The sequence below is a fragment of the Amycolatopsis sp. WAC 04197 genome, assembly GCF_003947475.1.
Lineage (GTDB): Bacteria > Actinomycetota > Actinomycetes > Mycobacteriales > Pseudonocardiaceae > Amycolatopsis > Amycolatopsis japonica.
The window spans coordinates 154,276-171,695 of the sequence record NZ_QHJK01000006.1 but is presented as its reverse complement, the minus strand read 5'-3'; the positions used below and the strand labels follow the sequence as shown (position 1 = coordinate 171,695).

Here is a 17,420-nt window from a genome sequence, read left to right as displayed (position 1 = left end):
ATCGGCACTTTGGAGGTGGCGCGACCCGGACCGCGGAACAACGATGAGCGAGGGGGAAGCCATCAGCCGCTGGAGGTACGAATGTCCGTGACCGAACGCGCTCCCGTTTCCCCACAGTCGAATTTCCTGGGCTCAGGACCCTATCCGGAACACAAAGGGCGCATCGTCCTCTGGTCCGTCCTCGCCGGCTTCGCGCTGACGGTGATCTGGTCGGCACCCTTTGTGGACAGTGTGATCGGCGACAGCGTCGCCAACACCCTCCTCGGACACGACGCCAAGGCGACCCCGATCGGCGGGGTGCTGGCCGGAACCTTCTTCGCCTTCGTTTCGGGCCTCGCCGGAACCTTCACCGCGTGCAACATCGCCGCCTTCGGTGCCGTCGCCCCGCTTGTCGGCGGCGGAACCGCCGGGCGGCCCAAGTTCACCGACACTGTGAAGCCGCTGGGCTGGATCGCGGCGGGCATGCTGACGGTTTCCGTGGTGTACGGCGTCATCGTCGCGCTCGTGGGCACCCGGATGCCGCAGTTCTCGACCGCTTCGTCGCCGGGCGGGCTCACGCCGCGGAACATCCAGTCGATGATCGTCTACGGCGTGATCGGGATCGTGTTCATCACGCTGGGCCTGGCTTCCGTCGGACTCGTCCGCAACCCGATCGCCGGTCTCACCCGCCGGTTCCCGCCCGCGCCGCTCGTCCTGATGGGCGCGCTCATCGGCGGGTTCCTGATCGGCAGGCCGTTCCCGCTGTTCCGGATGATGTTCCGCAGCGCGGCCGAAAGCCACAACGTCTTCTACGGCGCCGCCGCGTTCGCCCTGCAGTCGGTGGGCAACATCGTGGTGATGGCGCTGTTGTTCCTGGTGCTCACCCACGGCACGGGCGGGCGGCTGCAGCGATGGATGCTCGCGAAGCCCACCAGGATCGCCGTGGTGACCGGTGCCGCGTTGCTGGTCGCGGGCACGTTCACGCTGCTGTACTGGGACCTGCGGGTGCTCGGCCGGACCGGCGTCATCTGGTATCCGACCATCAAGTGGTGAACAGCCGCGCCAGCACCTGCTCGACCGAGTCCTGAAGACACCTCGCCGCGTCCTCCTGGCCGGCGAGGTGTTTCAGCAGGCCCTGCTGGAACAGACCGTCGAAGAGCGCGTACGTCGTCGATGGTGCGAAATCCGCCGGCTTGCCCAGCAGTTCCGCGTACCGCGACACGACCCGCCAGATCATCAGTTCGAGTGCCTCGTCGATGGCCAGCACCTCGGCCTGGAACAGCTTCTCGAACAGGCTCTGGTTGCGCAGGTCGTACCAGAGCCTGTGCAGCCGGGCGTTTTCACACAGCGTGGCAGCGGTCGCGGCGCCGAAGGCGGTCTTCAGCTCTTCGGCCGTCTCCGCGGTCTCGACCATCCGGTCGTACCGGGTGACGCATTCGGCCTTGTACTGCTTGACGCAGTAGGTGATCAGCTCGGCCTTGTTGCGGAAGTAATAGTGCAGCACGCCGTGGGAGAACTCGGAGTTCTGCGCTATCTCCCGCAGGCTCGTGCGCGCGTAGCCCAGTTCGGACAAGGTGACCAGCGCCGACATCGCCAGCTGTGCGCGCCGTTGGTCGAACCTGTCCACCTGGCGGGTTTTGTCACCACTGCGGTCCGCCACGTCGGTCACGGTTCCCGGTTCCCGTCGCCTCGGGTGCCCGCCCGTCCACGAGCACGTCGTCGGATTCTAGACCGGGAAAGGGTTTTCTGGCGTCCGACAGAATTACTCGAGCCATTCGGTGATGAAACGGTCGCTTTCGTGGATGTGGACGGCTTCGTAGACTTCCGGGCCGATCACGGCGAACTTGTGCGGGGTCTCCGCCGGAACGACCAGGACGTCGCCCGCCCCGCCTTCGCGCTCGGAGTCGCCGATGGTGAACCTGGCCCGGCCGTGGACGATGACGAAGGTTTCGCGATACGGGTGCTGGTGCAGCCTCGGTCCGGAGCCGTCGACGGCGGTCCGTTCGCGGATGATCGAGACTCCCGAGCCGATGTCGCGACCTTCGACGTTTTCCAGGGTTTCGGTGGTCATTCCGCCACTGTAACCCTGGTCGCGGGCACCGTGGCCTTATTCGCCGCGCTCGACCACGAACGCCGAAAGGCCGACGAGCAGTGCCCGGGCGGGCCGGTCGGGGAGACTGAGCGCGAGGTCTTTCGCCTTGGCCGCGTACCCGTGTGCCTCGGCGAGGGCACGCACGACGCCGGCGGAGTCGCGCAAGAGTCTCAGCGCCTCCTGACGGACCGCCGGATCGGAAACCGGACCGTGCCCGATGATCTCGCGCAAACGAGCCGCACCGGGCCCGTCGTCGTCGAGCGCGTGGAGCATCGGCAAGGTGACGATGCCTTCGCGGAGATCCGTGCCCGCGGACTTGCCGAGGTCGGTGGTGGACGCCGAGATGTCGAGGACATCGTCGGAGATCTGGAACGCCACGCCGATCAGTTCGCCGTACTGGCCCAACGTTTCGATGGTCCGCTCATCCGCGCCCGACACCTGCGCGCCGAGCCTGCCCGCCATCGCGATCAGCGACGCGGACTTGTCGGCCATCACCTGGATGTGGTGCTCGTACGGTGCGTGACGGCCGCAGTCTTCGAACGGCCCCGTCGTCTCCAGGAACTGGCCGCGCACGAGCCTGCCGAACGTCTCCGCCTGCGAGCGCAACGCGTAATCACCGAGCCCGGCCCCCACCCGCGCCGCGCAGGCGAGCACGTAGTCTCCGAGCAAGACGGCCTTCTTGTTGCCCCACAAGGAGTTCGCGCTGGTGACCCCGTGCCGCATCGGCGCTTCGTCCATGACGTCGTCGTGGTAGAGCGTCGCCACGTGGACGAGCTCGACGAGTACGGCCGCCGAGATCGCCTCGTCCCGGCCGTCGCCGAACGCGGCTCCGGCCAACGCCATCAACGGGCGCAACCTCTTCCCGCCCGCGCGGACGAGATGAGTGGCGGCTTCGGTGAGTTCCGGATGACCTGGGCTGCGCAACACCTCCTGAAGTCTTTCCTCGACCAGAGCGAGCCCGGTGCGGAGTTCGGCGGCGAACCGCATGTGCCGCTCGAGGGCCGGGTCCAGCCCGAGTTCCGTGACGATCGTGGTCGCGTTCACGCCCTCCAGCATTCGGGCCGGAGGCGCGCGACCGCCTGACGCGCGGGAGGGAGATCGCTCCCTCCCGAGAGGGAAACCGCCCGGTCAGAAGGGCGGCTCCGGATTTCCGGCGGCGACCGGCGTTCGCTCCCACGCGCCGTCCGACGGCGTGCCCGCCGAACTCCGGCCGGCCTTGTTGACCTTCGCCGTGGCATACCGCAGCGACGGGCCGATCTCGTCGACGTCGAGCTCCACCACCGTGCGTTTCTCGCCGTCCTTGGTTTCGAACGATCGCTGTTTCAGCCTGCCCTGCACGATCACCCTGGTCCCCCTGGTGAGCGATTCGGCCAGGTTCTCCGCGGCCTGCTTCCACAGTGCGCAGCGCAGGAACAGCGGGTCTCCGTCACGCCATTCCCCGCTCGCGCGGTCCAGGACGCGTGGCGTCGACGCGACCGTGAAGTTCGCTACCGCGGCTCCCGACGGGGTGAACTTCAGCTCCGGGTCGGTCGTCAGGTTGCCGATCACCGTGAGCACCGTTTCTCCGGCCATGGGACTTTCCTCCTCTGCTTCCGCGCGCGAACCCGGACGGGCCCGCTGTCGCCTGGGAACAGGAGACCACCGGGGTACGACAGTTTTCGGCGTCCCGCGGCGAACGGATGTCAGGAAAGGGTCGTTCAAGACGGAAAGTGTCCTGAACGACCCTTTCATGACATCCTGGCGGCCGAAACGCACTCGCCGAGCCGGGCGAGCCCTTCGTCGATGCGGTCGGTGCCGACCAGGCCGTAACCGATCACCAGACCGCCGCGCGTTCCTCCGTACGTGGACAGGCTTTCGACGGCCACCCCGGCCCGAGCCGCATCGGCGACCGCACTGTCCACAGTGACCGTCGCTTGTGGAGAGACCGGCGCGCACAAATGGAGTCCGGCGCTGGACGGGACGACTTCCAGCACGTCGCGCAATTCGTCGCGCACGAAGGCCAGGATCCGGTCCCGTCGCACCGAATACTCCCGGGTGGCCTTGCGTACGTGCCGGGCGAGCAGTCCCTCGTCGATGAAGCTCGCCAGGGCCGATTGGGTGACGAGGTCGCCGTGCCAGTCCATGAGCTGCTTCGCCTGCCGCAGCGCCGGCCGCAGCGAGGCGGGCGCGACGAGGAAACCCAATCGCAGCAAGGGAAGCAGCGTCTTCGAGAAGGATCCGACGTAGAGCACCCTGCCGTCGTGGTCCAGGCTTTGGAGCGGTTCGAGCGGCCGATCCGAGAAGCGGTACTCGCTGTCGTAGTCGTCCTCGATGATCACCGCGTCGTTCCGTTCCGCCCACGCCAGCAACGCCGTCCTCCTGGCGAGTGACATCGGCGTGCCGAGCGGGAACTGGTGCGAGGGCGTCGTATAGATCAACCGGGTGCCCTTCGCGAGCGCGGTGACGTCGAGACCCTCGGCATCCACCGGCACCTTCACGATCCGGGCGCCGTGGGCGGCGAAAAGCCGTTCGGCCGGGGGATAGCCGGGATCTTCGACGGCGACCCTGGTGCCGGGTTCGATCAGGACCCGGCCGATCAGGTCGAGGGCCTGTTGCGCGCCCTGGGTGACCAGGACGTCCTCGACGCCGGCTCGCACGGATCGGGCGGCGCGGATATGCCGGGCGATCGCCACCCGCAATGCTTCGAGCCCGGCGGGATCGGCGTACCCCGACGGCGGCAGCAGCGACGGCCGGAGCGCCTGGCTGACCAGCCGTCGCCAGGTCCGCAACGGGAACAGGGCCGGATCCGGGGTGCCGACCCGGAAGTCGAACGCGGGCCGGACGTCGCCGGGAGAGTCCGGCAGCGAACTCCACCGCGCGACGGGCCGCACCCCGGTGCCCGCGGGCGCGGCGCGCTTCGAACGCGCCACGAAGCCGGGGCTGACGAAGGTTCCGCGTCCGACGTGGCTGTCGAGGAAACCTTCGGCGGTGAGCCGTTCGTAGGCGACCGCGACGGTATTGCGCGAGACGTCGAGCTCGCGGGCCAGTTCCCTGGTCGGAGGCAGGCGTTCCCCAGCGCGGAGGCGTCCGTCGAGGATGCCGTCACGGAGCTGGCGGTAGATCCGGGCGGCCAGGTCGGTGTGGCCGTCGAGGCTGATGTGGAACGGCACGTCCCGAGGTTATATTGGCCCATCCCGATTGGCGGATATTGGCGCTGGGATGTGGCCAATCCGGTGCTTAGTTTGAGCATATGAAGCGACTGACCTCGGCCCAGCTGATCAGCTCCGTCGGCGACGGCGCCTACTACGTCACCTCGGCCCTGTACTTCACACTGATCGTCGGGCTTTCGCCCGCGCAGGTGGGGCTCGGCCTCACCGTGGGCTGGGCGGTCGGCTCGGTGGCCGGGGTCGCGCTGGGGCAGCTGGCCGACCGCCGCGGGCCGAAGGGCACGGCCGTCCTGCTGGCATTGGGCACCGCCGCGTCGGTCACGGCGTTCCTCTTCGTGGACTCGGTCTTCGCGTTCGTGATCGCGGCCTGCGTCTACGCCTGTTTCCAATGCGGTCTCGGCGCGGCACGGCAGGCGCTGCTCGCCGGCTTGATCGACCCCGCCGGGCGCACGACGTTCCGCGCGCGGCTGCAGGCGATGTCCAACGCGGGGATCGCCATCGGCGCGGCGCTCGGCGGGATCGCGCTGGCGATCGGGACGCGGGAAGCGTTCCTGACGGTGTTCGTCGTCGACGCGCTGGCGTTCGTCGCCGCGGCGCTCGTGCTCCGCAAGGTGCCTTCGGTGGCTCCGGTGCCGATGCGGGCGGGCGAGCCGTCCGTGGCCGTCCTCCGCGACCGCCCGTACGCCCTTCTGGCGCTGCTCAACATGATCATGCTGCTCTACATGCCGCTGTTCAGCCTGGTCCTTCCGCTGTGGATCTCGACCCGGACCGCGGCGCCGAGCTGGCTGGTCTCGGCGATGCTGGTGCTCAACACGGCGAGCGTGGTGGTGTTCCAGGTGCGGGTGGCGCGCGGTGTGACCGGTCTGCGTGGCGCCTCCCGCTACGTCCGGCACGCGGGACTGCTGCTTTTCGTCTCCTGCCTGATCTTCTCGTTCTCCGCCATGGGCGATTCCGCGTGGGCGGCGGCACTGGTGCTGCTCGCGGGCGCCGCGCTGCAGGTGGTGGGGGAGATGGCGCAGGCGGCGGGCTCCTGGGAGATCGGCTTCGGTCTCGCGCCCGACGGCAAACAGGGGCAGTACCAAGGACTCTTCGGTGCGGGGACGGCCATCGCCCGGATGCTCGGCCCGGTACTGCTGACCGGTCTGATCCTGGTCGGCGGGACGGCCGGCTGGATCGTGCTGGGCGGCTTGTTCCTGCTGGCGGGGACGCTCACCGCGCCCGCCGTCCGCTGGGCCGAGCGGACCAGGCCGGAGACCGCCCTCGAAGTCAGTCCTCCAGTGCCCGCCTGAAGTGCTCCGCGAGATCGAGCCCCGCGGCTTCTTCCCGGTCGCACCAGACGAAGGCGTCGTGTTCCTCGGGATCGAGCACGACTTCGCCCGGGATCTCCTCGGCCAGCGCGTACACCGCGGCGTGGATCCGCATCGGCCTGCCCGCGACGTCGTCCCAGCTGTGGGTGCCGCGTTCGCCGGTGACGTGGACGGTCAGCCCGGTCTCCTCGGCGAACTCGCGGACCACGGTCTCGGCCGGTCGCTCGCCGGGCTCGACGGTCCCGCCCGGCAGTTCCCAGCGGCCGCCCAGGAACGACGACGGCTGCCGCCGGATGAACAGGATCTTCCCGTCGCGGATGAGCCTGCCGTATGCCAAGTACTTGTCCGTCACGAGCGAATCTTCCCGTACTCGGAATACCTTCCCGATCGAGGACCGAAACTGTCCGCAATGGCTCGTAACGTGGGCTTTATGGAAAACACCGAGCTCCGCCCCTTCCGCCTCGACGTCCCCCAGGAGCAGCTGGACGAGCTGCACGCGAAGCTCGACGGCACGCGCTGGCCCGCACCGCTCCCCGGCGACGGCTGGGACACCGGAGTGCCGGTGGCCTGGCTGCGCGGACTCGCCGAATACTGGCGCGACGGCTACGACTGGCGCGCCGCCGAACGCGAGATCAACCGTCATCCGCAGTTCACCACGGTCATCGACGGGCAGCGGATCCACTTCCTGCACGTCCGCTCGCCCGAAGCCGGCGCGACGCCGCTGATCCTCACGCACGGCTGGCCGGGTTCGGTGGTGGAGTTCCTCGACGTCATCGGGCCGCTCACGGACCCGAAAGCCTACGGCGGCGACCCGGCGGACGCGTTCCACCTCGTGATCCCGTCGCTTCCGGGCTTCGGTTTTTCGGGCCCCGTCTCGGATTCCGGGTGGACCATGCCGCGGATCGGCCGGGCATGGGCGGAACTGATGCGCCGGCTCGGCTACGAACGCTACGGCGTGCAGGGCGGCGACCTCGGCGCCTCGGTGTCGCCGGAGGTGGCGAGGTTCGCGCCGGACAAGGTGATCGGCGTGCACGTCAACGGCGGGCTGACACCGATGCCCCCGATGTCGTTGTCGGACGAGGAACTCGCTTCGCTCACCGACCTCGAACGCGATCGCATCGAGCGGATCAGGGCATTCATGCGGGAGGAGTTCGGGTACATCGCGATCCAGTCGACGCGGCCGCAGACCCTCGGCTACGGGCTCGTCGACTCCCCGGTCGCCCAGCTGGCCTGGATCATGGACAAATTCCGCGAGTGGACGCATCCGCGCCCCACGCTGCCGGAGGAGATCATCGGCAAGGACCGGCTGCTGACCAACGTCATGTTCACCTGGCTGACCGGAACCGCGGCTTCGTCCGCGTACGTCGGCTACGCGCAGGCTGAAACCTGGGGAGCCGTCGAGAAGAATTCCGGCGTGCCGACGGCGGCGCTGATCTTCGCGCACGACGTCGGGATCCGGCGGTACTCCGAGCACGCCCACACGATCGTGCGGTGGACCGACGTCGATCGCGGCGGGCATTTCGCGGCGTTGGAAGAGCCCGAGATCCTGGTCTCGGACGTTCGCGAGTTCTTCCGGTCCCTCAAATGACGAGGACGGCCGTCTCGCCGAGAAAGCGGCCGTAATCGTCCACTTCGGACTCCAGGCCGGTGATGGCGGATCGCGAAAGCACGGCGAAGGGCTCCACGACGACCTTCGTCTGCTTCGCGGTCCGCTTGGTGTGCCAGGTTCCGGCGATCCTGCCGTCGACCAGTACGGTCGGCGCGATCATCCCGCCGCCGGCGTTGACGCGTTTCGCCTCGGCCGGGTCGAGGAGCAGAGCGCGGTCGCGGTAGCCCAGCAGGTACGTGTCGAAGGCGCCGAGCAGACGCGGAGGGCATGGGGGAGCGGACAACTCGGTCTGCGACAGGGTGAAGCCGCCGCCGGCGGGCACGAGGTCCAGTGCGGCGAAAGCCTTGCGGCAGAGGCCGAGTGGGAGCCCGGACCAAGCGACGAAGTCTTCGACGGTCGCGATCCCGTACGCGGTCAGGTACCGGTGGGCGAGTTCCGTATGCGGTTCCGCCGGATCGTGGCCTTCGGTGGCCCATTCGTCGAGGAGGACGTACGTCGGCTCCGTTCCGGAGTCGTGGCCTCGGCATAGCAGTCCGCGATTGGCCGCGTACGCCAGAAGGTGGGCGGGGGCCTGGGACTTCGCGTCGAGCGCGATGCCGTCGGCGGCCAGGCCGTCGAGGATCTCTTGCCGAGTGAGTGCCTTGCCGGGCAAGAGATCCTGGAGCTTCGTGAGCGCGCGTTCGCAGAGTTCGTCGGTGAGGCCCAGCTGACGGCGGCGTCCTTGCCCCGCCTGGACGTTACGCGGACCGAACAGCCGGTTCAGCCAGCGGAGATCCGCCGTCGGCACCAAGTGGAGCGTCTTGCGCATCAGCCAGGTGCGCGTGACCTCGCGGGATGTGTCGATGTCCTTGGCGGTCAGGCCCCGGCTACGGGCCCGGAACGCGAGCCGCGCGGCAGGCGTCGACTGCGCCTGGACGGCGGCGATGGATCGGGCGACGGCGAGCACGTCCGTCGCCGGAACGGTCAGCAGTTGCGCGTGGGCACGGACGGCGCGGATGTCGTTGTCGGACGGCGTCACCCATTGACGATCTCATGGGCGTTCACCGGTTCGGTGTGCACGACCGCTTCCGCGAGCCGAGGGAGGACCTCGCGCAGCCTTGCCTCGACACGATGGGCGAGGCGGTGCGCCTCGGTGACGGTCAGCCCGGCCTCGACCGACACCGCCAGCTCCGCGCGCAGGCTGTGCCCGATCCAGCGCATCCGCAGGTCCCGTGTGCCGAGCACGCCGGGGACCTCGGCGGCCGCGCGTTCGGCGCGATCGACGTCGGCCGGGTCGACGGCGTCCATCAGGCGGCGGAAGACCTCCTTGGCCGCGTCGCGCAGGACGAACAGGATCGCGACGGTGATGGCGAGACCGATGATCGGGTCGGCCATCGGGAAGCCGAACGCGACACCGGCGGCGCCGAGCACGACCGCGAGCGACGTGAACCCGTCGGTGCGGGCGTGCAGGCCGTCCGCGACCAGTGCGGCCGACCCGATCTCGCGGCCGACGGTGATCCGGTACCTGGCCACGAGTTCGTTGCCCGCGAAGCCGATGACACCCGCCGCCGCGACCACCCACAGATGCTGGACCGGACGCGGATCGAGCAGCCGCTGGACGGATTCGTACCCGGCGAGGAAGGCCGAGGCGGCGATGAGCAGGACGACGAGCACGCCGGCCAGGTCTTCGGCGCGGCCGAGCCCGTAGGTGTAGCGGCGGGTGGCGGCGCGGCGGCCGAGCACGAAGGCGATGCCGAGGGGGAGCGCGGTGAGCGCGTCGGCGAAGTTGTGGATCGTGTCGCCGAGCAGGGCCACGGAGCCGGTGATCAGCACGAGCACGAGCTGGGCGACGGCGGTGACGAACAGGGCGGCGAACGACCAGATCAGCGTCCGGACGCCGCGTTTGCTGGTCTCCAACGCGCTGTCGACACGGTCGGCGCTGTCATGGCTGTGCGGAGTCAGGAGGTGCCGGAGACGGCTCTTCGCCGTCTGGTGGCCATGACTGTGTCCATGCCCTGGCATCTTCCACCTCACTGTCATGCTACCTGCGCAGTCATGCAGGTACGCAGGCAGAAGGATAGCGGCTATCCTCCTGGCATGCACGAGTCGGTTCCGGATTTCGAGATGCCCACCGAGGAGCAGGTCCACCTGGCCGCGGAGACGTTCCGGCTGCTCGCGGATCCGACGAGGGTGAAGGTCCTCTGGGCGCTCCTGCAGGGCGAGTCTTCGGTCGCCTGTCTCGCGGAGCTGGCGGGCGCGGCGCCGACGGCGGTCAGCCAGCACCTCGCGAAACTGCGGCTCGCGGGCCTGGTGAAGGGTCGGCGTGAGGGGACGTTCGTCTACTACTCGGCGGCCAACGATCACGTCCGCGGTCTGCTCGCGCAGGCGCTGTTCCATGCCGACCACATCGATCGCGACATCCCGGCACTGCATTCGGCGGCGAAACCCCACCGTCCGGCGGCGCACTGAATCCGGCTACGGTGGAGCCGTGACCCAGTCCTCGTGCCCGGCGGCCCTGCGGTGGCTGCTGCTGTGCGTCGTGGCGCTGGGGCTCGTCGGCATGCACCACGTCGTCGCCGAGTCCGGCCACGGCGCGGGGCACTCCGCCGTCGCGATGGCGGATCCGTGTTGCGCGGACACGCCTTCCCATGACGACGGTGGACACAGTGGACTGCACCTGTGTCTCGCGGTGCTCGCCGCGGGAGTGCTGCTGATCGTCACCTGGCTGCTCGTCCGCAATGGACGGACGGTGGCGACGTGGAAGTCGCGGCGGGCAGGCGGTTCGGCCGCGGGCCGTGATCCGCCGCGCTGGAGACCGGTACCGGAGAAGTTGTCCTTCCTTTGCGTGTTGCGGGTGTGACAGGCGGGTTCGTCCCGCCCTACCCGAAACCGACTCGAGGAAGAACCATGACCAGCAGGAAACTGGTCGGAGCGGCGCTCGCCGCTCTGGCCTCCTTCGCCGTGCTCACCGGATGCGCCAGTTCCGACACCGCTTCCACCGGGCACGACATGTCCACGGTGAAGGCGCCGGACCCTCAGCAGGCCGGCCACAACCAGGCCGACGTCACGTTCGCGCAAGGGATGATCCCGCACCACGAACAGGCGCTCGAGATGGCGAAACTCGTCGACGGCCGCACTCGCAACGCGAAGGTCGTCGACCTCGCCGCCCGGATCCAGAAGGCGCAGGATCCGGAGATCCAGCAGCTGAACGGATTGTTGAAGGGCTGGGGAGTGGCGCCGTCGGGTGAGCACTCCGGGCACGGTTCTGCGGCCGGCATGATGACCGAGGACGACCTCGCGAAACTCGGCAAGGCCAAGGACGCCGCCTTCGACAAGCAGTGGCTGGAAATGATGGTCAAACATCACGAAGGCGCGCTTAAGATGGCGAAGACCGCGCTGCAGCAGGGTAGTAACGCCGAGGTGAAGGCCTTGGCACAGAAGGTGATCGACGGACAGCAGGCCGAGATCACCGAGATGCGGGCGCTGCTCGGCTGAGTTGGGCGGTGGCACGGGTTTGGATCGGCCCGTGCCACCTCCTTCGCGTGCAGGGTGATCGCGATCCGGTAGAAGTTGTTGTTGTGTCGCAGTTTCTGATTTCAGGGGCGGTTTGATCGTCTTGTGTTTCGGAAACTGTCGGTGGTCGGTTGTACGTTCTGCGTGTGGACACACTCAACGCCACTGTGGCGCGTTTGAAGGAAATCACCTCGTCGGATTTGTTCAAGGAGGTCAATGCTTCGCTGGATTCGTTGGGGGATCAGGATGCCGTGGATGCCGCCGTCGCGGCGTCAGAAGGGATCGCTCGGCTGGAGGCTGTTCGGTTCCGTGCTTTGGGTCGGTTAAGCCGCCATCGCGATGGAGCTTCCAGTGTCGTGCAGGAAGTCGCGTTCGCTCTGTCCGTTGTGGACGGTCATGCTGCCGGTCTGGTCTCGACGGCTGAGGCGTTGACGACTCGGCTGCCGCGCACGTTGGGGTTGCTCGATCAGGGGAAGGTCGGCGGCTATGGGGCGATGAAAGTCGCCACGGCCACTGCTTGGCTGTCGGACGAGGACGCCCGTGCGGTGGACGCGGTCCTGGAAGATCGGATCCCGGGCCGGAACTCCGATCAGATCCGGAAAGCGGCGAATCATGCGGCGATGATGGCCGACCATGACGGCGCCTCCCGCCGGGCCGAACGGAACCGCGGCGGACGTCGTTTGACGGTACGGCAGGGCGACACCGGGGTGGCGTCCATCGAAGTCGAAGACGGGCCCGCCGAGAAGGTGGCTGCCGCCTACACGCGGGTCGATCGTGAAGCCCGTGCCCTGCGGGCCGGTGGGGAAACGCGCACCCTGGATCAGTTGCGTGCTGATGTCGCCCTTGATCTTCTGCTGGGTGGTCAGGGCGGGAAGAGCGAACGGTCCGAAGTGTTTCTCTATATGGACCTGAACACCTATCTCGGGTTGAACGATGATCCCGCTGAGATGGCCGGGCATGGGCATATTCCGGCGTCGTTGGCGCGGGAGATCGCGTCCGGGTCGAATACGGTGTTGCGGCGGATCATCACCGACCCACTCTCGGGGCAGGTTCTCGATCTTGGCCGGGATCGGTATCGGCCTACGGCGGGATTGGGCGAGTTCGTGCGGGTGCGGGACCGTGAGTGCCGAAGACCCGGGTGTCATCGTGTGGCCCAGGCTTGCGACCTCGACCATTCCCTGCCCTGGCAACACGGCGGCCATACGTCGGATACCGAGCTGATCGATCTGTGCCGCCGTGATCATCGGTTGAAGGACGAACCCGGCTGGGACTACCGGTTGGGTTCTGACGGGACTCTCACGATCACCACGCCCACGGGGCAGCGCTACGAAAGCACGCCTCCACCGCTGCACGAACCCCGCGACGAAGCGCCACCGTTCTGAGCCCTCGCCAGAAAATGGCCACGGCTCGCGCGCGTGAGTCACCCGAGGTCCCGATTGCGTGGCTAGACCCGACCAGGCGGGACTGCCTTGGGAACCACTTCTGGCTTCGTCGCCGAAATCCGGCCACACCCCATCACCGAAGCCATCACAGGCGATTGCCCACCACCGACATACCGAGCACCAGCTCGTTCGCCGGATCGCACCCGATGAGGTCCTCGACCAGTTCGTCGCGGAGCGCGGCGGTGAACGTGACGTTCAGGCCCAGCGCGGTCGCCAGCAGGTACACGGTTTGGCTGAGGTGGCCGACGTCCATCAGCAGCACGCGATACGTGCGGCTCACCGGGTACTTCCACTGGTTCCGCTCGATGACGCTCGTATAGATCAGTAGTGCGCCGGCGTTCCCGGTCCACTGCTGGTCGCCGGCGAGCGCGATCAGCTGGTCGTCGTCGATCTTGCCGTCCAGCGGCGTGAGGCCGTGCCGGAAGCCGTCGTAGTGGTAGACGCCCTGGGCCAGGTCCTCGACGTTCCTCGCGTAGACGTACACCTCTGTCGGATGCCGCGCCCCGCCCGACGGGCTCGTCTTGAAGACGTTCCCGGTGGCGGGGATGTCGGGATGCGTTTCCGGCCTCGTCGGCCTGGCCGCGGTGAGAAGCGCGCTCAAATCGCGCAGCCGCACGGGTTCTTCACCGAACTCGCGGACACTTCTGCGCCGGCTCAGCGCCTCGCCGAGCCCGATCGTGTTCAGTGGTTCCGGTGACGGTTCGGGCAACGCGATCGTGTCGTGCTCGCCCGCCGGCCTCACCGGAGAAGGCGGAGGGCTGACCTTCGCCTTCTCCAGCAAGGTTTTCGCCGTCGTTTCGCTGGTGGTGAACTCGGTCTCGCGCAACGAACGCGTGCCGAAGTGAAACGCCCGCGCGGACGTTCCCCAAGGGCCCCAATCCCGAAGGATCTCTTCTTCGCGTTGTTGCCGGTGAGAACCTTTGACCACCAGTACTTCGTACCGGATCATCGCTCGCGCGATACGGACGAGCCTTTCCCCGATCTCGGGATTCTCATCCGCTTCGCGGACCGATTCCGGTTCTCGCCAAGAACTGAACCAGCGCAGGACGCGTTCGGTTCCATCGGCGAGTTTGAGCTGGCGATGTCCGAGGTGATCGTCCCAGACGACGTCACCATCGGACCAATAGAGCGTTCCGCAAGAGGAAACCCTGACCAGCATCGAATGTCTTGTGCCCCAGTCCCCAGTAAATACTTTCCGAATACTTCAGGTGATTCAGTGTCGCGAGCGGAAAGGAGGCCCGCCGTTCGGCGGCGGCTCGAACCCGCCCCAGGTGCTCTGTGCCTTGTACTCCGCTTCGAGCTCGTACAAGAACTCGTCGTCGTCCTCATCGTGCATGCCGTCGATCCTCTCCGTGAACGGTTACTCCGGTCAAGCGAATATACCTACGCCAACAGAGTACCGGAGCAGAACGGCTAATTACGCCGAGTAATCGTTCAGGCGCTGTTTGAGTTCGCGAACCTCTGGCGACTCCGAAATGCCGAGATCGGTGTAGAGGCGCAATGCGAACCGGCGATGACGGTCCGCATTCAGTCGCTCACCGAGAATGTCGAACGCGAACGCCATCTCCTTGTGGGCGATGGGCAGCATGCTGCGATTCCCGGTCGATTCCAGCACTTCCACCGCGGTCGTCAACTGACTGACCGCGAGCGCGCCGTCACCGAGTCCGCGCGAATTGATACCGAGGGCGAGAAAGCATTCCGCCTCGAGATCGGGCGATTCGTTCTCCTGCGCCAGCCGCAGCGCCTGGTCGAGTTCCTCGGCGGCTTCGGGATAGCGCCTGTTCTCGGTGTGGATCAGCCCGATCCGGTGCCTGGCGCGGGCTTCGATGAGCACGCTGCCGTGCGCGTGGGCGGTCTCCCGGACCCAGCCGAGGTGCTCGATCGCCTCGTCCGACTCGCCCTTGAGCCAGTGGGTGACCCCCGAATTGCCCCTGGCCCGGCACTGCATCCGGATGTCGCCGGTGGTCGCGGCCAGTTCGAACACCTCGTTGAACAGCCGGTTCGCCTCGGTGAACTCGTTGAGCCGCCACAGGGTCAGCGCGTACATGTGCAGCGCCTGGTACTCGAGGACCACGTTCCCGGTGACCCGCGCGGCGGACAGGGCGAGGGTCTCCAGCTCCCTGGCCTGCCGGTAGTAGCCGCGGTTGTCGAAGTAGCGCCACACCGCCGAACAGAAGGGCACGAGGTCGGAGTACTGCTGATGGTTGTTCATCGCGACGGCCACCGGCAGCACGTTCTGCCATTGCGCGTCCATCCAGTGCGCGGCCTGGTCGTAGTCGGCGAAGGACTGTCCGAACTCGCTCTTCGGCACCTCGAGGCCGCCCGGTTCCTCCTCGGAATCCGGGTCGATGAAGTCCATCGCGGCCGCGACGGTGCTGCGGTAGTAGTCGAACAGCCGCCGCATCATCGCCTCGCGCTGGTGCTCGGGCTCCTCGGCGAGCAGGAGTTCGCGACCGTAGCTGCGGAGGAGGTCATGCATCTCGTAGCGGTCCATCGACGGCTGACGCAGGAGGTTCACGTCGACGAGACGTTCGGCGAGCCGTCGGGCCTCGGCGAGGTCGACTTCCGCCAAGGCCGCCGTCGAGTGCAGATCGAACGCCGCACCGGGATGGTGGCTCAACCGGCGGAACACCCGCCGTTCGGTCTCGGTCAAGTTCAGATAGGACACTCGGAACGCGCCCGCGACGTCGCGTTCGCCGGCGGTGAGCTCGCCGAACCGGTTCCGCTCGTCGCGCAGCTGCCTGGCGACGAAGTCGAGCGTCCACGACGCCCGCGCGCGCAGCCTGCTCGCCGTGACGGCCAGCGCGAGCGGGAGATCGCCGCACAGGCTCGCGACCTGATCGGCCGCGTCGGGGGATTCGCGCTTCAACCGGGAGGGCCCGACGATCCGGCCGAGCAGGTCCACCGCGTCGGCCCGGCTGAACGGTTCCAGCGAGAGCAGTTCGGCGCCGTCGAGGTCCACGAGCCGGGTACGGCTGGTGATCAGCACACAGCAGCTCGCCGCACCGGGCAGCAGCGGGTTCACCTGCGCCGCCCCGATGGCGTTGTCCAGCACCAGGAGCACCCGTTTGCCGGCGAGGCAGCTGCGGAACAGCGCCGCGCGCTGCTCGGTCCCGGCGGGAATGTCCGAACCCTGGATGCCGAGCGACCGCAGCAGCGCCTCGAGCGCGGTCCCCGGGTCGACGGGGTCTCCGGCGGGCGAAAACCCTTCGAGGTTCACGAACAGCTGCCCGTCCGGGAACAACGGGGCGAGCCGGTGCGCGGCGTGGACGGCCAGCGCGGTCTTCCCGACCCCGGGCATGCCGTCGATCGCGATCAGCCGCGGCCCCGCCGAGGAGTCGTCCTGGCCGATTTCGAGGACGGTCCGCAGTTCCGTGGCGCGGCCGCCGAACGCGGGGAGGTCCGCGGGAAGCTGCGCGGGACGGGGGAAGAGCGCCTTCTGCGCGTCCGCGTCCTCGCGTCGCCCGCCGGTGTCCATCCCGGCCCGGAGCCCGCCGACGCCGTACCGGACGAGGGCGCCGTCCTCCATCAGCTCGGCGTCGGCGCGCAGGATCTGCTGGTGGAGCGCGCTCAGCTCGGCACTCGGGTCGACGCCGAGTTCCTCGGCGAGCGCGATCCTGGTCCGGTCGAACGTCCGGAGCGCGTCGGCGGCGCGGCCTGCCCGGTAGAGCGCCAGCATGGTGAGGCATTGCAGGGTCTCGCGGGTGGGATGCCAGGCGGCGAGGTCGAAGGCCTCGCGAGCCGCCGCCTCGGTCTCGCCGAGCCGGAGCCTGGCGCCGATGAGGAGCTCACTGGCGGCGAGGCGTTCTTCGTCGAGGCGTCGCGCCGTCTGCTCGATGGCGTCGCCCTCGAGACCGTCGAACGCCGGGCCGCGCCAGAGCGCGAGCGCGTCGGCCAGTTTGGCGGCCGCCTGCGAGATCAGCCCGGCCGCGAGGAGTTCGGCGCCCTGGTTGTAGTCGGCTTCGAAGCGGACTGAGTCGAGCGAGGCGCTGCTGATGACGACGCGGTACGCCGAACCGGTGGTGACCACGGCGGACCGGGCCACGCCGAGGTCGTGCCGGAGCCGCGCGATCGCGTTGCTGACCTGGCGGACCGCGGTCTTCGGCGGATTCTCGGGCCACATCGTGCCGATCAGGTACGACACCGGGACCAGCCGGCCCGCGTTGATCAGCAAAGCGGCGAGGAGACGCTGTTCGCGGCGCCCGCCCAGCCGGACGGGGACGCCGTCGACTTCGGCTTCGAGCGGGCCGAGAACGGAGAAGCCGAGCTGGGAACTCTGGACGGCGGTTCGAGGCGATCCCGCCGAATCGGGTAGACGATCAGCGGTCATATGCGACTATGTCGTCCGAGGCC

The 17,420-nt window shown here is 68.2% G+C and carries 18 protein-coding genes; 7 read left to right on the top strand and 11 right to left on the bottom strand.

The window, feature by feature from the left end:
• Positions 1–81: 81 nt before the first annotated feature.
• On the top strand, positions 82–1,032 hold the full coding sequence (locus DMC64_RS23000; RefSeq protein WP_125735238.1) for a hypothetical protein: 951 nt from the start codon (positions 82–84) through the stop codon (positions 1,030–1,032).
• On the opposite strand, the gene DMC64_RS22995 is transcribed toward DMC64_RS23000, so the two are convergent.
• The 5 genes from DMC64_RS22995 to DMC64_RS22975 all read right to left on the bottom strand — a co-directional run bounded on the left by DMC64_RS22995 (position 1,022) and on the right by DMC64_RS22975 (position 5,220).
• A complete protein-coding gene (locus DMC64_RS22995; protein WP_125735237.1) occupies positions 1,022–1,648 on the bottom strand; it encodes a TetR/AcrR family transcriptional regulator in 627 nt (208 codons plus the stop codon). The two genes, DMC64_RS23000 and DMC64_RS22995, sit on opposite strands and share 11 nt — an antisense overlap.
• A gap of 93 nt (positions 1,649–1,741) precedes the next feature.
• Positions 1,742–2,050, bottom strand: a complete 309-nt coding sequence (locus DMC64_RS22990; RefSeq protein ID WP_125735236.1) for a cupin domain-containing protein — start codon at positions 2,048–2,050, stop codon at positions 1,742–1,744.
• Between the two features lie 36 nt (positions 2,051–2,086).
• Positions 2,087–3,115 carry a polyprenyl synthetase family protein gene (locus DMC64_RS22985; RefSeq protein ID WP_233629780.1) on the bottom strand — a complete coding sequence of 343 codons (1,029 nt, stop codon included), beginning with the start codon at positions 3,113–3,115 and terminating at the stop codon, positions 2,087–2,089.
• Positions 3,116–3,199: 84 nt separating this feature from the next.
• Complete coding sequence (locus DMC64_RS22980; RefSeq protein ID WP_037344974.1) at positions 3,200–3,643, bottom strand: single-stranded DNA-binding protein; 444 nt, start codon at positions 3,641–3,643, stop codon at positions 3,200–3,202.
• Between the two features lie 155 nt (positions 3,644–3,798).
• Complete coding sequence (locus tag DMC64_RS22975) at positions 3,799–5,220, bottom strand: PLP-dependent aminotransferase family protein (protein ID WP_125735234.1); 1,422 nt, start codon at positions 5,218–5,220, stop codon at positions 3,799–3,801.
• A gap of 80 nt (positions 5,221–5,300) precedes the next feature.
• Between DMC64_RS22975 and DMC64_RS22970 the strand changes: the two genes are divergently transcribed.
• Positions 5,301–6,506: an MFS transporter gene (locus tag DMC64_RS22970; RefSeq protein WP_125735233.1), complete on the top strand. Its 1,206-nt coding sequence runs from the start codon at positions 5,301–5,303 to the stop codon at positions 6,504–6,506.
• On the opposite strand, the gene DMC64_RS22965 is transcribed toward DMC64_RS22970, so the two are convergent.
• The gene (locus DMC64_RS22965) at positions 6,484–6,876 is read right to left on the bottom strand and encodes an NUDIX hydrolase (protein ID WP_125735232.1); all 393 of its coding nucleotides are present in this window, start codon (positions 6,874–6,876) and stop codon (positions 6,484–6,486) included. The two genes, DMC64_RS22970 and DMC64_RS22965, sit on opposite strands and share 23 nt — an antisense overlap.
• 78 nt (positions 6,877–6,954) lie before the next feature.
• Here DMC64_RS22965 and DMC64_RS22960 point away from each other — a divergent pair, with 78 nt between their 5' ends.
• Positions 6,955–8,112 carry an epoxide hydrolase family protein gene (locus DMC64_RS22960; protein ID WP_125735231.1) on the top strand — a complete coding sequence of 386 codons (1,158 nt, stop codon included), beginning with the start codon at positions 6,955–6,957 and terminating at the stop codon, positions 8,110–8,112.
• Here the strand turns inward: DMC64_RS22960 and DMC64_RS22955 are convergent.
• Positions 8,105–9,151, bottom strand: coding sequence for a winged helix DNA-binding domain-containing protein (locus DMC64_RS22955; protein ID WP_125735230.1), 1,047 nt, complete (start codon positions 9,149–9,151; stop codon positions 8,105–8,107). The two genes, DMC64_RS22960 and DMC64_RS22955, sit on opposite strands and share 8 nt — an antisense overlap.
• Complete coding sequence (locus tag DMC64_RS22950; RefSeq protein ID WP_199755063.1) at positions 9,148–10,134, bottom strand: cation diffusion facilitator family transporter; 987 nt, start codon at positions 10,132–10,134, stop codon at positions 9,148–9,150. Before DMC64_RS22950 ends, DMC64_RS22955 begins: the two co-directional genes overlap by 4 nt.
• A 75-nt stretch (positions 10,135–10,209) precedes the next feature.
• Between DMC64_RS22950 and DMC64_RS22945 the strand changes: the two genes are divergently transcribed.
• The 4 genes from DMC64_RS22945 (at position 10,210) to DMC64_RS22930 (ending at position 13,007) form a co-directional block, all read left to right on the top strand.
• A complete protein-coding gene (locus DMC64_RS22945) occupies positions 10,210–10,581 on the top strand; it encodes a metalloregulator ArsR/SmtB family transcription factor (protein ID WP_037344985.1) in 372 nt (123 codons plus the stop codon).
• Between the two features lie 19 nt (positions 10,582–10,600).
• The gene (locus tag DMC64_RS22940; protein WP_125735229.1) at positions 10,601–10,972 is read left to right on the top strand and encodes a DUF6153 family protein; all 372 of its coding nucleotides are present in this window, start codon (positions 10,601–10,603) and stop codon (positions 10,970–10,972) included.
• Between the two features lie 47 nt (positions 10,973–11,019).
• Positions 11,020–11,607, top strand: coding sequence for a DUF305 domain-containing protein (locus tag DMC64_RS22935; RefSeq protein ID WP_125735228.1), 588 nt, complete (start codon positions 11,020–11,022; stop codon positions 11,605–11,607).
• Positions 11,608–11,825: 218 nt separating this feature from the next.
• Positions 11,826–13,007, top strand: coding sequence for an HNH endonuclease signature motif containing protein (locus DMC64_RS22930; RefSeq protein ID WP_125735373.1), 1,182 nt, complete (start codon positions 11,826–11,828; stop codon positions 13,005–13,007).
• A gap of 145 nt (positions 13,008–13,152) precedes the next feature.
• Here the strand turns inward: DMC64_RS22930 and DMC64_RS22925 are convergent, their stop codons facing one another.
• The 3 genes from DMC64_RS22925 to DMC64_RS22920 all read right to left on the bottom strand — a co-directional run bounded on the left by DMC64_RS22925 (position 13,153) and on the right by DMC64_RS22920 (position 17,397).
• On the bottom strand, positions 13,153–14,226 hold the full coding sequence (locus DMC64_RS22925; protein ID WP_125735227.1) for a SagB/ThcOx family dehydrogenase: 1,074 nt from the start codon (positions 14,224–14,226) through the stop codon (positions 13,153–13,155).
• A 54-nt stretch (positions 14,227–14,280) separates the two neighbouring features.
• Complete coding sequence (locus DMC64_RS43545) at positions 14,281–14,403, bottom strand: hypothetical protein (protein WP_005155025.1); 123 nt, start codon at positions 14,401–14,403, stop codon at positions 14,281–14,283.
• 81 nt (positions 14,404–14,484) lie between these two features.
• A complete protein-coding gene (locus tag DMC64_RS22920) occupies positions 14,485–17,397 on the bottom strand; it encodes a BTAD domain-containing putative transcriptional regulator (RefSeq protein WP_125735226.1) in 2,913 nt (970 codons plus the stop codon).
• Positions 17,398–17,420: the final 23 nt, after the last annotated feature.